18 protein-coding genes are annotated in these 21,183 nt (G+C 70.2%); 11 read left to right on the top strand and 7 right to left on the bottom strand.

Features of this window, described 5'->3' with window-relative positions; all coding sequences use genetic code 11:
• Positions 1-72 precede the first annotated feature (72 nt).
• Positions 73-7,215 carry an RHS repeat-associated core domain-containing protein gene (locus OG715_RS32295; RefSeq protein ID WP_266273764.1) on the top strand — a complete coding sequence of 2,381 codons (7,143 nt, stop codon included), beginning with the start codon at positions 73-75 and terminating at the stop codon, positions 7,213-7,215.
• A gap of 10 nt (positions 7,216-7,225) precedes the next feature.
• Positions 7,226-7,783 carry a hypothetical protein gene (locus tag OG715_RS32290; protein WP_266273765.1) on the top strand — a complete coding sequence of 186 codons (558 nt, stop codon included), beginning with the start codon at positions 7,226-7,228 and terminating at the stop codon, positions 7,781-7,783.
• Positions 7,784-7,867: 84 nt separating this feature from the next.
• On the opposite strand, the gene OG715_RS32285 is transcribed toward OG715_RS32290, so the two are convergent.
• From OG715_RS32285 to OG715_RS32270, 4 genes are all read right to left on the bottom strand, one after another.
• Positions 7,868-9,208: a tyrosine-type recombinase/integrase gene (locus tag OG715_RS32285; protein ID WP_266273766.1), complete on the bottom strand. Its 1,341-nt coding sequence runs from the start codon at positions 9,206-9,208 to the stop codon at positions 7,868-7,870.
• The gene (locus OG715_RS32280) at positions 9,208-9,408 is read right to left on the bottom strand and encodes a helix-turn-helix domain-containing protein (RefSeq protein WP_266273767.1); all 201 of its coding nucleotides are present in this window, start codon (positions 9,406-9,408) and stop codon (positions 9,208-9,210) included. The genes OG715_RS32285 and OG715_RS32280 overlap by 1 nt, the downstream gene beginning before the upstream one ends.
• Positions 9,408-10,853, bottom strand: coding sequence for a replication initiator (locus OG715_RS32275; protein WP_266273768.1), 1,446 nt, complete (start codon positions 10,851-10,853; stop codon positions 9,408-9,410). Before OG715_RS32275 ends, OG715_RS32280 begins: the two co-directional genes overlap by 1 nt.
• Positions 10,854-10,996: 143 nt before the next feature.
• Positions 10,997-11,185, bottom strand: a complete 189-nt coding sequence (locus OG715_RS32270) for a hypothetical protein (protein ID WP_266273769.1) — start codon at positions 11,183-11,185, stop codon at positions 10,997-10,999.
• Between the two features lie 583 nt (positions 11,186-11,768).
• On the opposite strand from OG715_RS32270, the gene OG715_RS32265 reads away from it, so the two are divergent.
• The 8 genes from OG715_RS32265 (at position 11,769) to OG715_RS32230 (ending at position 17,192) form a co-directional block, all read left to right on the top strand.
• On the top strand, positions 11,769-13,016 hold the full coding sequence (locus tag OG715_RS32265; protein ID WP_323182221.1) for a helix-turn-helix domain-containing protein: 1,248 nt from the start codon (positions 11,769-11,771) through the stop codon (positions 13,014-13,016).
• 134 nt (positions 13,017-13,150) lie between these two features.
• Complete coding sequence (locus OG715_RS32260) at positions 13,151-13,555, top strand: hypothetical protein (RefSeq protein WP_266273770.1); 405 nt, start codon at positions 13,151-13,153, stop codon at positions 13,553-13,555.
• Positions 13,555-13,806 carry a DUF7848 domain-containing protein gene (locus tag OG715_RS32255; protein ID WP_266273771.1) on the top strand — a complete coding sequence of 84 codons (252 nt, stop codon included), beginning with the start codon at positions 13,555-13,557 and terminating at the stop codon, positions 13,804-13,806. The genes OG715_RS32260 and OG715_RS32255 overlap by 1 nt, the downstream gene beginning before the upstream one ends.
• 632 nt (positions 13,807-14,438) lie before the next feature.
• Complete coding sequence (locus OG715_RS32250; protein WP_266273772.1) at positions 14,439-14,894, top strand: hypothetical protein; 456 nt, start codon at positions 14,439-14,441, stop codon at positions 14,892-14,894.
• Positions 14,895-15,405: 511 nt separating this feature from the next.
• Complete coding sequence (locus OG715_RS32245) at positions 15,406-15,990, top strand: low temperature requirement protein A (protein ID WP_266273773.1); 585 nt, start codon at positions 15,406-15,408, stop codon at positions 15,988-15,990.
• On the top strand, positions 15,915-16,475 hold the full coding sequence (locus tag OG715_RS32240) for a hypothetical protein (protein WP_266273774.1): 561 nt from the start codon (positions 15,915-15,917) through the stop codon (positions 16,473-16,475). The genes OG715_RS32245 and OG715_RS32240 overlap by 76 nt, the downstream gene beginning before the upstream one ends.
• Positions 16,476-16,482: 7 nt before the next feature.
• Positions 16,483-16,764: a putative adhesin gene (locus OG715_RS32235; RefSeq protein WP_266273775.1), complete on the top strand. Its 282-nt coding sequence runs from the start codon at positions 16,483-16,485 to the stop codon at positions 16,762-16,764.
• Positions 16,761-17,192, top strand: coding sequence for a DUF7919 family protein (locus OG715_RS32230; protein WP_266273777.1), 432 nt, complete (start codon positions 16,761-16,763; stop codon positions 17,190-17,192). The genes OG715_RS32235 and OG715_RS32230 overlap by 4 nt, the downstream gene beginning before the upstream one ends.
• 50 nt (positions 17,193-17,242) lie before the next feature.
• On the opposite strand, the gene OG715_RS32225 is transcribed toward OG715_RS32230, so the two are convergent.
• On the bottom strand, positions 17,243-18,148 hold the full coding sequence (locus OG715_RS32225) for a LysR family transcriptional regulator (protein ID WP_266273778.1): 906 nt from the start codon (positions 18,146-18,148) through the stop codon (positions 17,243-17,245).
• Between the two features lie 130 nt (positions 18,149-18,278).
• On the opposite strand from OG715_RS32225, the gene OG715_RS32220 reads away from it, so the two are divergent.
• Entirely contained in the window at positions 18,279-19,028 is a 750-nt protein-coding gene (locus OG715_RS32220) for a GNAT family N-acetyltransferase (RefSeq protein WP_266273779.1), read from the top strand.
• Between the two features lie 19 nt (positions 19,029-19,047).
• On the opposite strand, the gene OG715_RS32215 is transcribed toward OG715_RS32220, so the two are convergent.
• Positions 19,048-19,521, bottom strand: coding sequence for a hypothetical protein (locus tag OG715_RS32215; protein WP_266273780.1), 474 nt, complete (start codon positions 19,519-19,521; stop codon positions 19,048-19,050).
• Between the two features lie 356 nt (positions 19,522-19,877).
• Positions 19,878-21,095, bottom strand: a complete 1,218-nt coding sequence (locus OG715_RS32210; RefSeq protein ID WP_266273781.1) for an MFS transporter — start codon at positions 21,093-21,095, stop codon at positions 19,878-19,880.
• Between the last annotated feature and the right edge of the window lie 88 nt (positions 21,096-21,183).

The following is a 21,183-nucleotide window of genomic DNA, read 5'->3' as shown; positions in this document are numbered from 1 at the left end:
CTCCGCGAAAATATCTCCGTTCAGCAGGCCTTCCCGTCGGAAGGTCTGCTTCGGCGTGCCAGGGGGCAAGTCGTGTCGTCATCATCAGGGGGATTCCGCGCCGGCAGGCGGTCACGAGGAAGACGACGGCTCAGTACCGTCGCCGTCGTCGTACTGTCGCTGCTCACCGGCGTCGGGCCCGCAAACGCGGCGGAGTGGAAGCCGCGCAATCCCAAGGTCTGGTCGCCCCGCGACCTCGAACCGGTCGCGGCGGTCGGCGGCAAGAACGCCGCCGCCGTCAAGCCCACGCCGCCCAAGGGCGACGGCACGCCGGCCTGGAAGTCCAAGGCTGTCAGTTGGCCAGCGGCAGTGGACAGCGAGGTCGACCTCGCACCGAAGACCGCGACGCCGAACAGCGTCCGGGAATCGGCCTTCGCCGCCGCACCGGCGGCCGTGCCGGCCGGTGGCCGGGCGGGGGCCGCACCGGTCTGGGTGAGCTCGCCGGCCGTGGCGGCCGTCGCCGAGGCACCAGGAATGCTGGGCGCGCGGTCCGCGCCCGCCCCGCAGAAGGTGCGGGTGACGGTCGCGGACCGGTCGGCCGCCGAGAAGGCGGGCGTCAACGGCCTGCTGCTGTCGGTGCGTCCGTCCGCCTCCGGCGGCGGGGCGGGCGCTCCGGTCAAGGTCGACGTGGACGTGTCCTCGGTCGAGGGCGCGTTCGGCGGCGACTGGCTCTCCCGGGCCCGCCTGGTGGCACTGCCCGAGTGCGCGCTGACCACGCCCGAGCAGCCCGAGTGCCGCACCCAGACGCCGGTGGAGACGCGTCGTGCCCAGGCCCGTCCCGGTCTGCTGAGCACCGACGTCGAGCTGCGGCCGGGGGCGGCGCAGGCCGCGCCCGCGGCCGCCGACCTCGGCGCCCGCTCGCTGGCGGCCGCGCCGTCGGGCGCCATGGTGCTGGCGGCGTCGGCGGCCCCGGGCGGTGGCGCGGGAACCTTCGCGGCCACCGGTCTGGCACCGTCCGGCACCTGGACCGTCGGTGGCAGCACCGGCGGCTTCAACTGGTCGTACCCGATCGCCGTCCCGGACGGCCTGGGCGGCTCCAAGCCGAACGTCAGCCTGTCGTACAGCTCGCAGGCGGTGGACGGCCGGACGGCCGCGACCAACAACCAGTCCTCGTGGATCGGTGAGGGCTGGGACTACACCCCCGGCTTCGTCGAGCGCCGCTTCAAGCCGTGCGCCAAGGACGGTCAGGCCGGCTCCGGTGAGCAGTGCCTGTCCGGCTGGAACGCGACGATCTCGCTGAACGGCCGCTCCTCGACGCTGGTCCGCGACGACGGGACCGGCGCATGGCGTCTGGAGGGCGACGACGCCTCGCGCGTCGAACTGCTGACCGGCGCCACCAACGGCGACAACAACGGCGAGCACTGGCGGGTCACCACGACCGACGGCACCCAGTACTACTTCGGCGCCGGCCGCAAGCCCGGCGCGGGCGCCGGTTCGCCGGCCACCAACTCGGCCTGGACGACGCCGGTGTACGGCAACAACGCCGGCGAGGAGTGCAACAAGTCGACCTTCGACACCTCCTGGTGCGACCAGGCCTGGCGCTGGAACCTCGACTTCGTCGTGGACCCGCGCGGCGGTGTGGTCTCCCACTGGTACGAGAAGGAGACCAACTACTACCAGCGGGGCGTCTCCGCCCAGAACCCGTCCGGCACCCGTACCTCGTACGTGCGCGGCGGCTACCTGACCCGGATCGCCTACGGCTCCAGGCTCACCGACGCGGACAGCGTCAAGCCGACCGGTCAGGTGCTGTTCGGCACCGTCGAGCGCTGCCTGCCCGACGACGCCTTCGACTGCGCGCCCGGCAAGCTGAACGCCGCCAACGCGGCCAAGTGGCCCGACGTGCCGTTCGACCAGAACTGCGGCGCGAGCGGCACCTGCACCAACTACTCCGCCACCTTCTGGTCCACCAAGCGCCTGGCGAAGATCACCACCCAGGTCCTCAACGGCGGCGGTTACGCCGACGTCGACTCCTACGCGCTCGACCAGGAGTACCCGGACCCGGGCGACCGCACCGCCCCCGCGCTGTGGCTGAAGTCGCTCACCCACACCGGGTACGACGGCGCGAACAGGATCCAGCAGCCCGCCATCACCTTCACCGGGCAGTTCCTCAACAACCGCGTCGACTCCAGCACCGACGGCCGCCCCGCGCTCAACCGGCGCCGCATCATCGGCGTCACCGCCGAGACCGGCAAGGTGACCGAGGCCGTCTACGCCGGGACCGACTGCGCCCCCGGCGCGCTCCCGGGCAGCCAGGACGGCAACGGCAAGCGCTGCTATCCGGTCTACTGGAACGCCGACGAGAAGAGCCCGCTCGACCCCACCCTCGACTGGTTCCACAAGTACGTCGTCTCCCAGGTCAACGAACGCGACCCGTTCGGCGGCTCGCCCGCCCGCACCACCACGTACCAGTACCTGGGTGACGCGGCCTGGCACCGCGACGACGACGAGTACACCGACCCCAAGCGCCGTACCTGGAACCAGTTCCGCGGCTACGAGCAGGTCGTCACGCGCAGCGGCGCGGCCCCCGACCCGATCGGCAAGGCCGTCGCCTTCTACCTGCGCGGCATGGACGGGGACTACAAGGCCGACGGCTCCAAGCGCTCCGTGACCTACACCGACATCAACGGTGCCACGGTCAAGGACGCCAACCCGCTGGCCGGCTCGCTGCGCGAACGCCACACCTACACCGCCGACGGCGGCACGGTCGTGGCGATCACCAAGTCCGACATGTGGCTGTCGAATTCCACCGCCACCCACAACCGCGGCACCGGGCTGCCCCCGCTGACCGCGCAGATGATGCGCAACGGCACGGGCAAGGACACCGCCCTGCGCTCGGACGGCGGCTGGCAGTCGACCTCGAAGACCGCGGTCTTCGACGAGTACGGCATGCCCAAGCGGGTCGTCGACCGCGCGGACGGTCTGCCCGACCTGTGCGTGGTCACCAAGTACGCCCGCAACACGGCGGCGTGGATGGTCGACCGGGTCGCCGAGACGATCCAGGGCCAGGGCGACTGCGCCACGGACCCGACCGAGGCCAACACGCTCGGGCGCAACCGCGCCTTTTTCGACGGCCAGGCGTTCAACGTCCTGACCGGTCCGGGGCAGGTGACGCGCACCGAGGAGCTGGACGGCTTCTCCGGCGGCCAGCCGGTGTTCTCCCTGGTCTCCACCGTCGGCTACGACAGCTACGGACGGGTCACCACCAGCACCGACGCGGCCGGCGCGACCACCGGCACGGAGTACCAGCCGGCGAGCGGCGCCCTGCCCACCACGGTCAAGGTGACCAACGCCAAGGGCTGGAGCAGCACCACCGCCTTCCACCCGACCCGTGAGGTCCCGGTCAGCTCGACCGACCACAACGGCCGCACCTCGCAGCAGACCGTCGACGCCCTCGGCCGCACCACGGCCTCGTGGCAGCCCGGCCGCACCCCCGGAAAGGACCTCGCCGACACCGTCGTCGAGTACCAGCTGACCAACACCGGCACCAGCTCCGTCACCACCAAGCAGCTGCGGGAGAGCGGCGAGAGCTACACCGTCGGCGTCACCATCCTGAACGCCTTCGGCGAGCCGGTCCAGAACCAGTCCTCGCCGGCGAACGCCGCCGCCGACGCCCGCGTCGTCAGCGACACCTTCTACGACAGCCACGGCCAGGTGGTGAAGACCAACCAGCCGTACATCAACCGCACCGGCAACCCCGGGACGACGCGCTTCGTCGCCAACGACAACGAAGTCCCCGGCCAGAACGCCGCGTTCTACGACGGCCTCGGCCGCCCGGTCGTCCGGACCTTCTCGTCCAAGGCGATCGAGCAGTGGCGCTCCACCGTCTCCTACCCCGGAGTCGACCGCACCGACGCCACCCCGCCCCAGGGCGGCGTCGCCACCAGCACCCTGGTCGACTCGCGCGGGCGCACCACCGAGCTGCGGCAGTACAGGAACGGCGCGCCGCAGGGCGCGTACGACGCGACGAAGTACACGTACGACGTCGAGGGCAAGCTGAGCCAGGTCAACGACCCGGTCGGCAACGCCTGGAAGTACGGCTACGACATCCACGGCCGCCAGACCCGGGCGGAGGACCCGGACAAGGGCACCACCACCACCGTCTACGACGCCGCCGACCGCCCCGTCTCCACCACCGATGCCCGCGGCATCACCGTCGCCGTCAGCTACGACATCCTCGGCCGGCCGCTGTCGCGCAACCTCGACAGCACCACCGGCACCCCGCTGGCCACCTACGAGTACGACACCCTGCTGCCCGGCCTGCCCACCGCCGCAACCAGCTGGTCCGACGGCAAGGGCTACCGCCAGGAGGTCACCGGCTACAACACCGCCTACCAGGCGACCAGCACCCGGATCACCGTCCCGGACGGTGAGGGCGCCCTCACCGGCACCTACAGCAACGAGACCACCTACGATCCGATCTCCGGCCTGCCGGTCCTGACCGACCTGGGTGCGACGGGCCCGCTGCCGGCCGAGACCGTGTACCTCGGCCGCAACCCCAACGGCCTGCTGATCTCGATGGGCTCCTCGCTCGGCGACGACTTCGTCAACTTCACCGTCCACGACGAACTCGGGCGGCTCGAGCGGATCACCTACGGGGACGTCCCCAAGCAGGTCGCCGTCACCCACACCTACGACCCTGGCACCGGCCGGCTGCTGCGCTCCCTGCTGGACAAGGAGGACGGCCGGACTTCGGTGGACATCACCGACTACACCTACAGCCCGGCCGGTGACGTCACCTCCGTCTCCAGCTGGCGCAACGACGGCGCCACCGACACCCAGTGCTTCACGTACGACCACCTGAAGCGCCTCACCCAGGCCTGGACCGACACCGGCGGCACCAGCACCCGCCCCGGCCCGTCCGTGCCCGGCATCGGAGGCTGCGCCAACACCAACCCCGACCCGGCCGCCATCGGCGGACCGAACCCCTACTGGCAGTCCTTCGGCTACGACGCCACCGGCAACCGCACCGGCACGGTCGACCACGACCCCACCGGCAACACCGCCAACGACGTCACCTCCACCCACACCTACCCGGCGCCCGGCCAGCCCCGGCCGCACGCCCCGACCAGCACCCGGACCACCACCGGCGACGGCCCGACCGTCACCACCGGCTACACCTACGACCAGACCGGCAACACCCTCACCCGCCCCGACGGGGGCGGCAACACCCAGACCATGACCTGGGACCCGGACGGCCACCTGGCCACCGCGGCCACCGCCGGCGGCGACTCGTCGTACGTCTACGACGCCGACGGCAACCGCCTGCTGCGCCGCGACCCGGGCCGCACCACGCTCTACCTCGGCAGCACCGAGCTGACCCTCGACACCGCCAGCGGCGAGGTCACCGGCACCCGGTACTACCCGACCGCGGGCGGCCCGACCATCGCCCGCACCTCGGACGGACGGCTCAGCTACATCGCCTCCGACCTCAACGGCACCGGCACCACGGCGATCGACACCTCCTCGCTCGGGGTGACCCGGCGCGCGTTCAAGCCCTTCGGCGAGGAGCGCGGCGCGCAGCCCGCGCCCGGCGAGTGGCTCGGCGAGAAGGGCTTCGTCGGCGGCACCCAGGACAAGGCCACCGGCCTGACCCACCTGGGCGCCCGTGAGTACGACCCCAAGCTCGGCCGCTTCCTGTCGGTCGACCCGGTCATCGACACGAGCGACCCGCAGCAGCTCCAGGGCTACCTGTACGCCAACAACAGCCCGCTGACGTTCTCGGACCCGAGCGGCCTGTGGTGGGGCTCCAGCATCGTCAAGAAGGCGACGCAGGCGGTCAGCAAGGCCGTCGACGTGGTCAAGGAGAACTACAGCACCATCTCCAACATCGGCCACACCGTCCTGGACGTGGCCGGCATGGTCCCGGTGATCGGCGACGCCTGCGACATCGTCAACGGCGTCTGGTACGCGGCCGAGGGCGACTGGAAGAACGCGGCCATGTCCCTGGTCGCCGTCGTCCCCGTCATCGGCAGCGCCGCCACCGCGGCCCGCATCGCCTCCAAGGCCGCCAACATCGTCGACGCCGCCACCGACGTGGCCAAGGCCGTCGAACGCGGCAGCGAAGCGGCGAAGAGCGTACGGAGCGCCTCCAAGTCCGTGCCCTCCTCCCCCCGCGCCGCCACCGCCGGCGGCAAGGCCGGTCCCACCCCGGGCGCCGGCAAGGCCGGCGGCGGGAAGTCGACGGGCGGCGGGGGCGGCAAGGCCTCCGGCGGCGGTGCCAAGTCGTCCGGAGGCAGCAGCAACGCCGGCGGCCGCGCCGCCCCGGGGTGCAAGAACAGCTTCACCCCGGAAACCATGGTGTTGATGGCTGACGGCACGACCAAGCCGATCGAGCGGATCACCACCGGCGACCACGTTCTCGCCGCCGACCCCACTACAGGTCGGATCACGGCAGAGGAGGTCACCGCCACCGTCATCGGCGACGGTGACAAGAACCTCTACGAGATCACCGTCGACCCGGCTACCACCACCCAGACCCCGGGCATCACCCACCCGACCGACGACGCGGTCAAGTCGGCCGCGAACTTCACTGTCGACGTCACCAAGTCCCAGACCGTGACGGCCACCGACAACCACCCGTTCTGGCTCCCCCGGACCAAGGAGTGGCTCACCGCCGACAAGCTCCAGCCCGGCCAGTGGCTGGAGACCTCTGCCGGTACCTGGGTCCAGATCAGCAGCATCCGCAGCTACACCCAGCAGCAGCGCGTCCACAACCTCACCGTCAGCGACCTGCACACGTACTATGTGCTGGCGGGAACCACGCCGGTCCTGGTGCACAATTGCGGTGAGACCGATGTCACGACGGTCTACCGAAAGCAGGACACGTCGATTCCCGAAACTCAGCGGCTTTCTGTCGATGAGGGAGGAAATGTCTCACACTCGGGGTCTGGATCGCTATATCTTAATATGACTGGCGATATTAGCCATTCGCTTGGATTTAAGGGCGATCAGCTAGTCGCCTTCCACGTGCCGACCTCCTTTGTTCGGCAGCTTTCTGAAGCCTCTCTGCCTCAACGTATGCCGCGTGGATGGGCGGGAACGAGGCGCGAATGGAATCAGGCCCTCAAAATGGCTCCGGATCAGTCTGACGGGCCTGGACTATTTGGCCTTCGCGATCACCACATCCCTGGACTAATGGAAGCCATTATCCCGGGATCCGGCCGGATCATTGGGTAGGACGGATTTGATGAGTCGTTACGATCTTGCAAGTGAGGGGCGCCGCTTGCGGGGGCGCCCCCCAGAGGACCCGATCAGCCTGCTTGGGCTGCTGGTGGTCACTCCCGCAGCGGATGGTTTGAAGTACGCCCAGCGCCTTCGGGACTTGATTGCTGGAGCCGTAGAGATCTCCAGTTCTGCCAACTTCGAGAGCGATGATGTTTCGGAGGACACGCTCCCGTCCTGGTTCCTGTCGCTTTCTGACGGTGAACTGGGGGACGCTCCGGGTGACTCAATTGGGAGTAAAGGGAAGCGTAGATACCTAGAGGTCAGAGACGATCGCCCTTGGAATTCAGGGGATTGGATCTATTGCTTCGACCCGGATCTCCGGGCATGGTCCTGGTGGGATGTAACAATCGATGAAAATGGGAAGATTTGCGTTTGGGTCGACACGAAGGGTGAGGCTCATATTCCCTGCGAAGAGCTCTGGTGGGCGATTTTTGTGTCAGGGGCGGCAAGTGTTGAGCCGTTGACACTGGAACTTGCTTCAGCGTGGAGCGGTCAGCGGAGCATTGGCCTCGAAAAGTAGGCTCATCCGTAGTGCAAGGAGCCCCGCCGGAATTGTTTCCGGCGGGGCTCCTTGGGTGTCTGACGGCAGTAGTTGACGGCAACGTCAGCGGACAGGGGCTGCACAAAGCGGCGGGTCGTCGCCGTCGTCGGGCTGGCTGGCGGTCTCTGCGGGGTCGCGGAGGGCGCGGCCGAGGAGGTCTATGGCGTCGCGCTGGAGGCGGAGTCGGACGTGGGCGTAGACGGTGGCGGTGACGCCGATGTGGGCGTGGCCGAGGAGTTCCTTGATGACGACGAGTTCGACGCCCTGCTCCAGGAGGAGAGTCGCGGTCGAGTGCCGGAGGTCGTGGAATCGGATCTGACGGAGCCCTGCTCGGCGGAGGAGCACCTTGAAGTGTCGGGTGAGGGTTGCGGGTTCGATCGGCTGGCCGTCGGGCCGGACGAAGACTTGACCGCTCTCCTGCCAGTTCCCGCCAGCCTTCTCCCGCTCCCGAGCCTGCTGCTCGCGGTGGGCGCGAAGCGAGCGCAGGCAAGGAGTGGGCAGAGCGATACGGCGTTCGGAGCTGAGGGTCTTGGTAGGAAGGGTGGTCAGACCGCCGGTGCTGGTGCGCTGGAGGGTGCGACGGATGCTGGCGGTTCCGCCGCCCAAGTCGAGGTCTTCCCAGCGCAAGCCGAGGAGTTCGCCCTTGCGGAGCCCGGTGCGGAGGGCGACTTCGAACAGAGCGTGCAGGCGGTGACCCTGCGCGGCGGAGAGGAAGATGCGAGCCTCGTTGGAGGTGAGGGGTTCGAATCGGCGGGGCCGCGGTGTGCCGGTGCGGACGTTGCGGGCGACGTTGCGCGGGATCTCTTCCTCGCGCACCGCGTGCTCCAGCGCCGACTTCAGCACGGAGTGAATGTAGGCGAGCGTCAGCGGGGAGAGCCGCTTGCGGCAGCACTTCCCGACCGCGCAGCAGCGGGGGCGGCGGTCGGCCTGTGCGTCGGGCTTGCGGCCGGCGTCGATGCCGCGCGCACAGCACTGGCAGACGGCGCGGAGCTCGTTCAGCCAGGTGCGGACGTCCTTGGCGGCGAGCTTGGCGGCGAGCTTGGCGAGCTTCTTCCGGCCCAGGCCGGGGATGAGGTACTGGTTCGCGCAGGCGGTGTAGCGGGTGTGGGTGGTCTCGCGGAGGTAGTGTACGGCGACGTTCTCCAGCCAGTACGTCAGGTAGGCGCCGACGCTACCCTGCGCGGTGGGTACGGGGACGCCGCGGTTGCTGGCAGCTGTCTTCTCAGTGAGCTTGGCCAGGGCGTCCTTGCGGGTGGTGCCGTAGACGCGGACGCGCTTGCGGGTGTTGCCGGGGGCGAGGACGTATCCGGCGGCTTCCCAGCGGCCGTCCTTGCGCTGGTAGACGGTGCCGTCGCCGTTGGCGCGGCTGCGGCGGGAGGCGGGGGTGTCGCGGGGTGTGGCCATCAGGCGGCTTCCTGTTCGAGTCGGGTGCGGATGAAGTCGGTGAGCGCGTGGGTGGGGATGCGGCGGGAGCGGCCGAGGGTGATGGAGGCGAGCTGCCGGGTGCGGAGCAGGTCGTAGACGGCGGAGCGGCCGAGCTGGAGGCGGGCCATGACCTGGGGGACCGTCAGCAGGTCCCCGCCAGGGCCCGGGAGTGGGGGCATCAGTAGCCACCTTCTGCGGTGAACTGCCGTTCCAGTTCTCTGCGGTGCCAGACGGCGGCGGCGAGGAGTTGCGCGCCGGGGTTGTAGCCCGAGCCGTGGTAGGTCCAATGGCCGATGACGAGGGTTGTGTTCGGGTCGAGGTCGGGCAGGCCGGCGTGTGCGCGGGCCTGTTCGGCGCGCCAGGCGCGGCGGTCGTCGCGTAGTTGGCCGAGGGTGACGGAGTAGCAGCGGGACTTGGTGGAGAAGTGGCCCCGGAAGCCGAGCATGTGCGCCCACTTCCAGAGCTTGAGGTCGGCGAACTCAGGGCGCTTGCCGAGCTCCCAGCAGGTGCGGATCATCTGCCGTACGTGGCGTTCGACGGCGAGGCGGGGCAGCGGACGGGCCTGTCCGGTGCCGCCGCAGGCGGTGCACTGGAGCGGGGTTCCGTGGCCGGTCAGGGTCATGCCGCGTCCTTGGCAGGGGCGGCAGAACAGGGCGCGGTCGAGAGCGCCGGATGAGTCGGCGGACTTTGTGGCGTACTTGGCTACGTAGGCGGCGACCGCGTGATCGGTGAGCTCTGCGTCGGTGCCGAAGGCGGCGATCTCGCGCACGTCGAGCTGTTCGCCCCAGGCGAGTTCGCGTTCCCCGACCGCGTCCGAGACGACGCTGACCGAGACGCGGGCGGCGGCGGCCCGGATGGCGTCGGCGAGCAGGGTCGCGGTGGCGGACGGTGGTGGGGGCTGGGTGCTGCCGTCCGGGCCGTCGAGGCGGATGACGGAGTGGAAGTGGACCAGGCCGCGCTTCTGGTACTCGGCGACCTTGGCGAAGGAGACGCGCAGCACTGCGCGAGCCGCCTTCTGGGTCAGGCCGAGCCGGGCGGCGATCTCGCGGCGCAGGTAGATCGTGAAGCGCGCCCACAAGGCTCCGGCGTGGGCGTTGAACAGGACCGCGCCCGGGTAGTCGTAGGTCTTCGGGTCCAGCGGCGTGCCGAGCAGCGCGTCCATGGGTTCGTGGAGCTTGCCGCAGCGGCAGGGCCGGTGGGCACCGCCCGTGTCGGTGGGGCGGTTGTGGACGGGGCCGAAGGAGGGCGCGGTGAGCGTGGCGAACACGCGGGGGTGGGTGCGGACGGTGTCCGGCACGCTCTTGCCGCCGGTCAGGCCCGCCCGGATCAGTTGGAACGTGTCGGCGGCGTAGACGCGGGAGCAGGCCGGGCAGCGCGAGGCTCGGCGGTTGCCGCAGGACATCAGCAGGCTGCCCGTGGGTTCATCGGCCGTGGTGTAGGAGCGCAGTACCTCACCGGTTGCCGTGTCGATGGTGGTGGTCTGGCCGATCAGGCGCACGGGTTCGGTGCAGCCGCCGAGGTGTTCGATCTGCTGGTGCGTGCGGTCGAAGTCCGGGTGGTTGACCAGGTGGATCAGGTCCCGCAGGGCGGGGCTTGCCACGTGGCGCAGGTCCAGGGCAACCATGTCGGGGCGTGTCCCTTCTGTCGGGTGGGCTGGCCCCGAGCAGCAACCAGCCAGTCAGGAAGGCGTGTTGGTGCTGCTCGGGGCATGGCGAACCGAGCCCGGTCGGGCAGGGGTCGGTCAGGTGGGGAGGGGGCTGGCGGGGCTCAGGCGGAGAGCTGAGCGTGTGCGGCGGTGGCCAGCGGCAGCGTGACGCCCAGGCGGGCCTTCAGCTGACCGGGCGTGATGTGCTCGCCCTGTTCGGCCTGATGCGTCTCGGCGATGCGCCGGGCAGCGATCAGCAGGGCCTCAGGGACAGCCGGGAGCGTGGCGGACACGGTCCTCTTGGCCGGCACGGGAGCAGGCTCAGGCTCAGCGGTGACGACTACAACCGGGGCAGGCGCCGGCCCGGAGGGCGGTACGCGGACGGGCTCCGGTGCGGGGTCGAGCGATGCGAGCGGGTCCGGCAGGTGTTCCACGGCCGGAACAGGGACGGGGGTGTTTGCCGGGTTCGGGGCGCTCAGGGCGTGGAAGCAAGGCTCTACCCCACACCAGGCCCTCCCTCCGAGGGACCAGGGGTCGAGCACCGGTGCAGCACCGTCGTGGTGAGAGGTCGCGGTCGCGGGTCGTGCCCCTCGCCGGCCGACCCCCGGAGGCGTACCAGGAACCCCCGGGGGCCACCAAGGCCGAGCGCCAGCGTCACCCGGTGAGCCTTGGCGGCCCCCGGAGAACCCTGGTCCGGCGAAGCTGCCCGACCGACGAGGGACCCGTCCCGCTCAGGCCCACAGCCTGCCGGAAGCTCCGGCGCCGCACCGCTCCAGTCAACCGCGTGCCCGGCGCTGCGCGTGGCGGTGGGTCACCGCCCCGGGTGGGTATCTGCCCAGAGAGCCCGGTCAGTTCGCCCGCCAGGCGTACCGTGGCGCTGGAGGTGGTGAGCAGATGACGATGGAACTCGCGGACAACGTACGGAAGTACCGGCGCCGCGCCGGGATGAGCCAGGAGGAACTTGCCCACGCGGCGGGCCTGTCCCCGGCGACGGTCCGGAAGGTCGAGCAGGGCGGAACGGTCCGTATGGAGACGCTTCACGCTCTGGCCCGCGCGATGGGCATCCCCACGGCGGCACTCGTCGCATCCAACGCGCCGGAGCCCGTGGGACGGGCAGAGGAGCCGAACCGGCTCAACCTCATCCAGCTTCGCGCCGCGCTCACCCCGGCGGTGGGGCTGGTGGACCAGGACGTCCAGGCCGTGGGTGAGGAACCGAACCTGCGTGCCTACGCGCGAACGGTTCGAGACGCGCGGGTGCTGTACTTCTCCGACAGCTACCAGAGCGTTGCCGCCCAACTGCCCGGCCTGTTGCGGGACGCCGCGCGGGCCGTCGCCCACTACGACAGCGGAGAAGAGCACCGGCAAGCGCTGCTCGCCCGCGCCGAGGCGTTGCGCCTGGCTGGCACCTACCTCACGCAGGTCAGGCAGTACGACATCGCCTACACGGCCCTGCGAGGAGCCATCACGGACGCGCGGGAGGGCGGGGACCTGCTCGCCGCCGGTTCCGGAGTCGGCTGCATGTGCTGGCTGCTGGTGCGGCAAGGCCGACTGGAGGAGGCGGAGCGAATCGCGGCCCAGAGCATGGACGTAGTGGAGCCGAAGATCACCGGCGCCGAGCCCGACCACTACGCGGTGTGGGGTGGTCTGGCCATGGAGGCCGCAGCCGCGGCGGCACGCAACAACCGCCCGAATGAGGCCAAGGAGTACCGCAGGGCGGCGCGGGTAGCGGCAACCGCAGTCGGCACGGCGCACCGCAACGTCTCCCGGCACTGGTCCGTCTTCGGACCGGTGACTGCCGCCATCAAGGCGCTCGAAGACTCCATGGTCGTCGGGGACGCCCGCGCGGTGGTGCGCAAGGCAGGCGAAGAGGTCGAGCTGTCACCGAAGGCGTGGAAGCGACTGGGCAGGCCCAGCACGAACGATGGGAACCGCTTCACCCTGGACATGGCGCGCGCCCACACCCGGACCGGAGACCTGTCGGCCGCGATGGGCGAGCTGAGCCGCGCTCGTGAAGCCGCTCCCGAGTGGCTGAGGCACCAGAACTCGGCGGCCGAGACGATGCAGGAGATCCTGAGCAAGCGCAAGCGCACGCTGACCAGCGACATGCGCGAGATGGCCGCCCACCTGGGCGTCGTCGGATAGCTGCTACACAGCGTGGCAGTTCGCGGACCTTGCGTTGCGATCTGCCCTGCCGAGTCCGTGGATTGACGTGAGGTCAGGTCATTACGGTCGCCGTGTCCCATTCCAGCGACCGAGGCCGGAGATCCACTGTGAGCATGCCGAGGAGCGACGCGGACCGTCTGCGTCGCAGGGAGTTGCACGAAGCGGCATCGGGCATGGCGGGCCCCCGCCTGCTGCCATGGACCGAGGACGGGCGCCCCTGCTACCTGAACACCGACGGCAAGGGCTACATCTCGACGCTCGCCGACGGCATCGAAACCGTGCAGCTCGGCATGGGCCAGGAGCTGCTGGAGTACGCCCGGGGCATCCTGACCCCCGGAGCCCAGGCGCAGTCGGCGATCGAATACCGCTGGCTCGCCCGCCGGCTGACCGAGGCCCTGTCGGACGCGCTCAGGGTCGCCCAGTCGCGCGGAGAGCGCATCCCGGCCCATCAGGAGGAGGCAGCCAAGGACGGTGAACCCGCGAACGCCAGCCCCCTTGGCGGACAGGAGGAAGGCTGATGGGCAAGGCCACCCGCTACCGCTTCCGCGAGTACCACGTGACCACCGTGGCCGACCCCATGGCGTTGCCGACCTTCGAGGCGGTCTGCGTCACCGGCGAAGAACGGAACTGCGCTGCCGCCTCCGGCGAGCTGCACACCCCCGAGGAGCTGACACGCTGGATCGCCGGCCACTGCGCGCAGACCGGTCACCAGTCGTACGAGCAGACCACACGCACCGTCGTCCGCGCCGAGCCCGGAGCTTGGCAGTAGGATCGCGCGCAGCCGACGACAGCACGATTGGTCTACACCTCTGACGGCAGCGGCGACGGCAACAACCACGGACTTCGGCGCACATCCACGGACATCGACGGACCGTCAAACCACCGTTGAACTGCGAAAAAGCAGGTAGAGAGGGGTCGCGTAGCACACGTACTATGTGCTGGCGGGTGCCACGCCGGTCCTGGTACACAACTGCGGAAGCAATACGGGGGGAACCTACGGGAGCCTGAAGCCGGCGAACCAGCCGGGCCTGCCTCCGCAGGAGATCAACCACATGCCTCAAAATGCCTCGACCTCTCTCGGATACGACCGGGGACCGGCAATCCGTATGGACAAGGTTGACCACCGTCAGGTTTGGTCGACGGGGCAGGGGAGTCGCCCGGAGCCTAAGGCGTGGCTCATGATGCAGCGAGAGCTCGTAGATTCCGGCCGAATAGACGAAGCCATGCAGAATGATATCAATGACATCGTTACGCGCTTCCCGGGGAAATATAACAATGCAATTGGCGATATGATCGGCGCCCTGTCGAAAAATTCTCAGTACCAGGCGCTGCGAACTATCCCGAGTCAAGTTCACGTGCAGTTGGCCCTGTGGTAGACCAAAAGAACTCCGGAGACGGAAAATGCTAATCGACCTCGATCCCCCAAGGGGATTCGGCGACCTGACAATCGGCATGCCCATCGAAGAGGCGGAGCAGATCCTTCGGGAGATCCCGGGGTTCATGCCTCCAAGAGTCGGGGAGGTCAGGAACAAAGGGTTTGCACACTACGACTCGGAGTTGTCGATCTCTCTCGGCTTCGATTCCCGCGGAGCAGTGAATGCGATCGAGCTTTTTCGGCCGGGAGGTGACGTGCAGGTCACCGTCCGCGGCTTGTCGTTGTTCGGCGAGCCTGCCGATGTTGTGATCGCGCGGCTCGCTGAGATGTTCCCTCTCGAGATCGAGGACGAGGGGCTGAACGTCACGGCCCCTGATGTCTTCATCGGACTCTGGAGGAGCGTAACCCCCGAGGATTCCGGCGGAGAGGAGGGGCATTTCTTCGAGTCCGTTCTAATCGCCGCTCCCGGCTACGGGGCGTAGAGAACTCCGAACCTGACTGCCGACTTCCTCAGGACTGACGGCCGAGCAGTTCAGGACGCTTGAAAGCAAGCGCTGCCCACCGGACAGGTTCCGGTGGGCAGCGCTTCATGTGGCCCAGAGGACTCCCGGACGCGCTTGTCCGAGCGTCGCGGACGGCCTACTGAGACTGGTACCAGTCCGGACAGTCAAATACGGGGAGCACGGATACCGGCCGCCGGACGAATTCCGGGCCCCTTCGGCTTGTGCCCGCTCGCCGTCCTGCGACGCGGGCAGCCGAAGCAGGGCCAGGACGGCATCCATCGCCGGGCGGGCGACAGGGGCCGGGGGAGTCAAGGCGTCGATGCGCCGTCGCATTTCGGCCCGTTTCGAGGGGTTCGCTGACCGCAGGCGTCGGTGGACGTGGGATGCCCGGGGTGTCGGCGTGCCCTAGCCTCTGCACTGCTGTTACGGGCCCCGGCCCGGCCATCGGCCGGGGCGGGGCCCGTTCGTCATGTGCGTCGGGGAGGACGTCATGGGGAACACGGGGGAAGCGGTGGGGGAGCTGCCGGAGAAGCGGGTCACCTGGGCGGAGTTGTACTTCGACCTGATCTTCGTCTTCGCGATCACGCAGGTGTCGGGCCTGCTGCACCACCGGCACGACCCGGTCGGGATCGTGCAGGCGCTGGTGGTGTTCGTGCCGGTCTACTGGTGCTGGGTCGGCACCACCGTGCAGGCCAACATCCGCGACGTGGACACCGCGCGCGACCGGCTGGGCATCCTGGCGGTCGGGTTCACCGGGCTGGTCATGGCGCTGGCCGTGCCCGGCGCGTACGGGAACCGGGGTGTGCTGCTCGGCGCCGGGTACTGGGCGGCCCGGGTGGTGCTGCTGTTCCTGCTGGTGCGCGTCCCGGGGGTCTGGCGCGGGCCGTACGGGGTCGGTGTGCTGGTCAGCGGGCCGCTGCTGGTGGCGGGCGGGTTGCTGCCGGAGGGGCCGAGGGTCTGCCTCTGGGCGCTGGCGGCGCGGTCAGCGAGGCCGTCGACGTGGTCAAGGAGAACTACAGCACCATCTCCAACATCGGCCACACCGTCCTGGACGTGGCCGGCATGGTCCCGGTGATCGGCGACGCCTGCGACATCGTCAACGGCGTCTGGTACGCGGCCGAGGGCGACTGGAAGAACGCGGCCATGTTCCTGGTCGCCGTCGTCCCCGTCATCGGCAGCGCCGCCACCGCGGCCCGCATCGCCTCCAAGGCCGCCAACGTCGTCGACGCCGCCACCGACGTGGCCAAGGCCGTCGAACGCGGCAGCGAAGCCGCGAAGGCTGTCAAACGGGGGGAAGAGCGGCGCGAGCCGCCTCGAAGTCCTCGCCGAGTTCGGCGTCCGTTTCACAGCCGCGGCCGCCAAGAAGTCCGGTCCCGCTCCCGGAGCCTCGAAGGCGAGCGGCGGAAAGAAGCCTTCCCGGAGCAACGGGGTGTCAAACAACGGCGCCCGGGCCGAGGCGGGATCCGGCAATGGAGAGGCGGCGCAATGGAACCAGCGGAGACGCCCCGACGGGCAGAAGGTCATCGCCGGGCACGGATCCTATGTCAGGGGATCGGGTGAGTTCGAGGTGTCCAAGGGCACCACGCTGAAGTTCCATGTCAAGGACGGCGAGGAACTCGGACAGATCGATGCGCTGAACGTCGAGCTGGGAGGGTTCCCACAACCGAAGATCGCCCAGGTGGTCAAGCCCGGGAAAACGGTGCAGGACTGCACTTTGTTCCCGGGCGAGAACCTGGAGATGTCCGTCGAATCGACCACCGTGAGCAACGCGATGCGGCTCAGTGGAATCCTGAAGGAGAATACGGCCATCGTGCCTGTTGCCATCTGCAGAAAATGGTCGAACTCGTGACGCACTTCCCGGACGGATCGCCGTACACCTACCACCGGCATGCCGAGGGAATGGTGAATATCGGCTGGCTGGACAGCTCGCACGAGTACCGGCGGGGCGAGGTGGCCGAGGAGGTCGTGGACGGCCTGCTGAGGCTGGTCACCAGGCCGGACAATCAAACGCGGGGCCTGCAGCACGAGTGCCACTTCTGCGGTGTCATCTACCTGCAGGTGGACAACCCGCACTCCAAGACCGGCACCAGCCTGCTGGGGAGCGCGGAGATCCATGTCAGAGGGTCCTCCGACGACACCGTCCTCGTGGCGCCGACGCTGGTGATCCACTACATCCTCGAACACGGATACCGGCCGCCGGACGAGTTCCTGGAGGCCGTGGAGGTCGAGGTGCGACGGCGTTTCGGCGAGGAGGCCTTGACGGGCCGCTCGTCCTGACGGTCGGAGGGGCCCCGCCGGATTCCGGCGGGGCCCCTCCGGCTCGGTCCCTACGCCGCAGGCGGGCGCAGCAGGGTCAGGACAGCGTCCACGGCCGGGCGGGCCGAAGGTGCCGGGAGGGTCAGGGCGTGGATGCGGCGGACGAGTTCGGGGCCGCGTACCGGGTGCAGCGCGATGTCGGCGGCGGCCGGGGCGTGGGCTGCGGCCGCGAGCCTTGGCAGCAGGGCGACTCCGAGGCCGTTCGCCACCATGCGCAGGACGAGGTGGTAGTCGTCCACCGCGTGGGCGATCCGGGGTGCGAAGCCCGCCAGTGCGCAGGCGGCGCGCACCAGGGCGGCGCTGCCGTCCTCGCGGGAGCCGACGATCCAGGGGGTGTCGGCGAGGTCGCGCAGGTCGACGGTGTCCGCCAGATCGCTCCCTGCGGGGAGGGCGAGCAGGACCGGGTCGGCGGCGAGCGGGTGGACGGTGAACTCCTCGGCCACCGGGCCCGGTTCGGGGACGAGGTCGTAGGTGTAGCGGACGGCGACGTCGCAGCGGCGGGCCCGGAGGGCGGCCAGGGCCTCGGGCGGTTCGAGTTCGCTCAGCGAGACCCGGAGCCCGGGGAAGCGCTCGCGGGCGGTGACCAGGGCGGGCACCACGTGCACGGCGGCGAAGGTCGAGAAGCAGGCCAGGCCGACCGGGCCGCGCGGGGTGTCGGCGGCGGCCCGCAGGTCGCGTTCGGCGGTCTCCAGCGCGCCCAGCACGATGCGGGCGTGCGCGACCAGGCGCACGCCCTCGGGCGTCAGCCGGACCCGGCGGCCGTCCCGCTCCAGCAGCGGCACCCCGGCCTCGCGCTCCAGCACGGCGAGCTGCTGGGACACCGCGGAGGAGGTGCGGCCGAGGGCGGTGGCAGCGGCCGTCATCGTCCCCCGGTCGGCGAGTTCCCGCAGCAGGAGGAGCCGCGCCGGATCCAACATCAAGCTCTCCTTACAGGTCTGTGAAGCATTACGTGGTGGACCTCAAAGATCCTTTCGAGGCATCCTGCCGCATGCACCGGGCAACGCGCCCGGACGGGGACGGGAGCACGCGGTGGTACGGGAGCAGACCTTGATTGACACACGGCTGATAGAGCGGCACGCGGCCCGGGCCTGGCCCGCCGAGGAGGTGCGGGAGGAGGACGGCTGGCTGCTGCGGCACACCCCGGGGGTCCCCCGCCGGCGCTCCAACTCCGCGCTGCCGGTCGGTCGGGGCGACGGCCTGCTGAGCGGGATCGAACGGGTGGAGGAGTACTACGCCGGACACGGGCTGCCGGTCGCCGTCCAGGTCTCCCCCGCCGAGGAACACGCCGCCCTGGACGCCGGCCTCGACGCGCGCGGCTACCGGAAGGACGGAGAGGTCCTGGTCTGCACGGCACCGTCCGCCGCCGTGGCCGACGCCGCCCGGCCCGCCACGCCGCTCGACGTCACGCTTGCCGACCACCCCACCGGGGCCTGGCTCGACGCCTACGCGGCACTGGAGCCGTCCGGCAGCGGACGGGCGGAGGCCGAGCAGTTGTTCCGCCGCATCACCGGACCGGCGGCCCACCTCGGTGTCGAGCGCGACGGCCGGCTCGTCGGCATCGGCCTCCTGGTGGCGGCGCCCGGCTGCGCCGGTGTCTTCTGCATGGCCAGCGACCCCGCGCACCGGCGGCAGGGTGTCGCCGGGGCGATCCTGCACGTCGGCGCGCGCTGGGCACAGGCCCGGGGCGCGGGGACGCTGTACCTCCAGGTGACGGCCGAGAACGCGACGGCGCGGCGGCTGTACGAGCGGCTCGGCTTCGAGGTCTCGCACAGCTACCACTACCGGCTGAAGCCCTGACCGCGCGGCGGGGGGACGGTCAGGAGCCGTCCTGGCAGGAGGACTTGCGGCGCTTCTCGAAGTCCTTGGCGTTCAGCAGCTTGTAGTCCCAGTCCCAGCCGCCCGCCGCCCACTTGCCGGCGGGCAGGCCCAGCAGCACGTCACCGGGCACGGTCACGGTGAGGGCGCGGTCGCGGACGACCTCCACGGTGTAGCGCCGGTCCGCGACCACCGGGCCGGGGGGCTTCCCGGAGGTGGTCCATCCGGGCGGGAGGGCGCCGAGGTCCACGGCCTCGGTGGCGGAGCGTCCCTCGCGCGGGTGCACCTCCAGCTTCTCCGAGCCCGGGAACACCTTCACCCGCACCACGTGCAGCCGCTCCTCGTGGCACATGCCCGTCCGCACGACCAGGCGACCGGCGTCCAGGCGCACGGCGATCAGCCGCTCGGCCCTCGGTTCGGGGTCGCCGCACCCGGCCACCGCCCCGGCGACCACCGTCACGGCCGCGGCCGTCACCGCCGCCCTGTGCCACCACCGCTTCACGAGCCCCCGCTCTCTCCTACCGCTGCACAGGAAGTCGGCCCGGCCGACTTCCTGCTCCGGGACGGCGGACGAGTTCCATCGGGCCATCATCCCAGGGTGCGCGCACCACCCCGGGCAGGGGGTCGGGGGGCTGGCGGGAAGTCAGGAGCGCGGGGCGGGAGGACAGGATGCGGGGCGCGGCCCCGAAGGCCGCGCCCCGCAGAGAGAAGTGTGGGCGCGTGCCGGCCGGCCGTCGCCGGGGGCACGCGCCCACCTCACCGGAGGGGTCGGTACGGACGTCGCGACGGGGGTGGCGCGGCGTCCGTACCGGGCTCCGGTGGTTCGAGGGGTCAGCCCGCCGCCGGGACGGCGCGGCGGCCGGTGGCGGCGCGCAGGGCCACGGCGAGGCCGACCAGGACGATGCCGAACCAGACGACGCTCTTGACGCCGGTGTGGTCGGCGAACAGGCCGCCGATCAGGGCGCCCAGGGCGATGCAGGTGTTGTAGGCCATGGTGTTGAGCGACATCGCGGCCTCGAAGGTCTCCGGCGCGGCCGCGAGGGTCATGTTGATCTGGCTGAGCTGGACGACACCGAAGGCGAGGCCCCACAGCACCATGGCGACGATCACGCCGACGTTGTTGGTGCCGATGGTCAGCAGCATCACCAGGGCGGCGATCAGCAGCAGGCCGCCGACCACGAAGCTGCCGCGCAGGCTCTTGTTGACGCTCTGGCCGCCGATGAAGTTGCCGATCGCGCCGCCGATGCCGAAGACGATCAGGACGACGGTGATGAAGCCGACGCTCGCCTCGGCGCTCTTCTCCAGGTACGGGCGGACGAAGGTGTAGGCCCCGAAGTGGCCGAGGACGAAGAACACCACCATGACCAGGACCACGCGCAGCGGCACGTTCTTGACCGGCAGTCCGAAGACCTCGCGGACGGAGACGGCGTTCGCCGACGGCAGCGAGGGGATGGTGGCGGCGACGGCGAGCAGCACCAGCGCGCTGAGGCCGGCCCAGATCAGGAAGGTGGTGCGCCAGGAGCTGACGCTCTCCAGCAGGGTGCCGAGCGGGATGCCGACGACGGTGGCGATCGAGATGCCGGACATCACGACGGCGGCGGCCTTGTTGGCCTGCTTCTCCGGGACGATGCGCATCGCCATGCTGACGCCGATGGCCCAGAAGACGCCGCTGGCGAAGCCCATGAACATGCGGGTGACGAGGATCAGCGGGTAGTTGGGGGCGATCGAGGTGATCAGGTTGCCCACGGCCAGCACGCCGAGCAGGGTGGTCAGCAGCTTGCGCCGGTTGACCTGGCGGGTCCAGGCCACGATGAACGGCACGCCGAGGCCGGCCGCGACGCCCTGGGCCGTGACCATCAGGCCGGCGGTGCCGACCGAGACGTCCAGGCTCTCGCTGAGCGGGGTGAGCAGGCCGATCGGCATCAGTTCGGTGGTGAGGAAGACGAAGAGGCTCGCGGTGATGGCGGCTACACCGAGCCATCCGTCGGCCGCCGGACCGCGCTTCTGCGGCGTCGCCGCTGTGGGGAGTTCTTCTTCTTGCGTGGTCATGTCATATCTCCGGAAGTGGAGTGGGTCGGGCGGAAGGGGTCGGGCGGATCGGTCGGGCGCGGTACCCGGCGCCGGGCGGCGCCGGGTC

The sequence above is a fragment of the Kitasatospora purpeofusca genome (genome assembly GCF_036010405.1).
In the GTDB taxonomy this organism is placed as follows: Bacteria; Actinomycetota; Actinomycetes; order Streptomycetales; family Streptomycetaceae; genus Kitasatospora; species Kitasatospora purpeofusca.
The sequence above is the reverse complement of the archived record's forward strand: the minus strand, read 5'-3'. Positions and strand labels throughout refer to the sequence as shown.

What these genes read in the sequence shown, in the direction of transcription:
- OG715_RS32245 (WP_266273773.1), top strand. Translation starts at nt 15,406, where the DNA reads ATGGGGAACACGGGGGAAGCGGTGGGGGAGCTGCCGGAGAAGCGGGTC.
- OG715_RS32260 (WP_266273770.1), top strand. Translation starts at nt 13,151, where the DNA reads ATGCCGAGGAGCGACGCGGACCGTCTGCGTCGCAGGGAGTTGCACGAA.
- OG715_RS32210 (WP_266273781.1), bottom strand. Translation starts at nt 21,095, where the DNA reads ATGACCACGCAAGAAGAAGAACTCCCCACAGCGGCGACGCCGCAGAAG.
- OG715_RS32290 (WP_266273765.1), top strand. Translation starts at nt 7,226, where the DNA reads ATGAGTCGTTACGATCTTGCAAGTGAGGGGCGCCGCTTGCGGGGGCGC.
- OG715_RS32250 (WP_266273772.1), top strand. Translation starts at nt 14,439, where the DNA reads ATGCTAATCGACCTCGATCCCCCAAGGGGATTCGGCGACCTGACAATC.
- OG715_RS32265 (WP_323182221.1), top strand. Translation starts at nt 11,769, where the DNA reads ATGACGATGGAACTCGCGGACAACGTACGGAAGTACCGGCGCCGCGCC.
- OG715_RS32255 (WP_266273771.1), top strand. Translation starts at nt 13,555, where the DNA reads ATGGGCAAGGCCACCCGCTACCGCTTCCGCGAGTACCACGTGACCACC.
- OG715_RS32280 (WP_266273767.1), bottom strand. Translation starts at nt 9,408, where the DNA reads ATGCCCCCACTCCCGGGCCCTGGCGGGGACCTGCTGACGGTCCCCCAG.
- OG715_RS32285 (WP_266273766.1), bottom strand. Translation starts at nt 9,208, where the DNA reads ATGGCCACACCCCGCGACACCCCCGCCTCCCGCCGCAGCCGCGCCAAC.
- OG715_RS32225 (WP_266273778.1), bottom strand. Translation starts at nt 18,148, where the DNA reads ATGTTGGATCCGGCGCGGCTCCTCCTGCTGCGGGAACTCGCCGACCGG.
- OG715_RS32275 (WP_266273768.1), bottom strand. Translation starts at nt 10,853, where the DNA reads ATGGTTGCCCTGGACCTGCGCCACGTGGCAAGCCCCGCCCTGCGGGAC.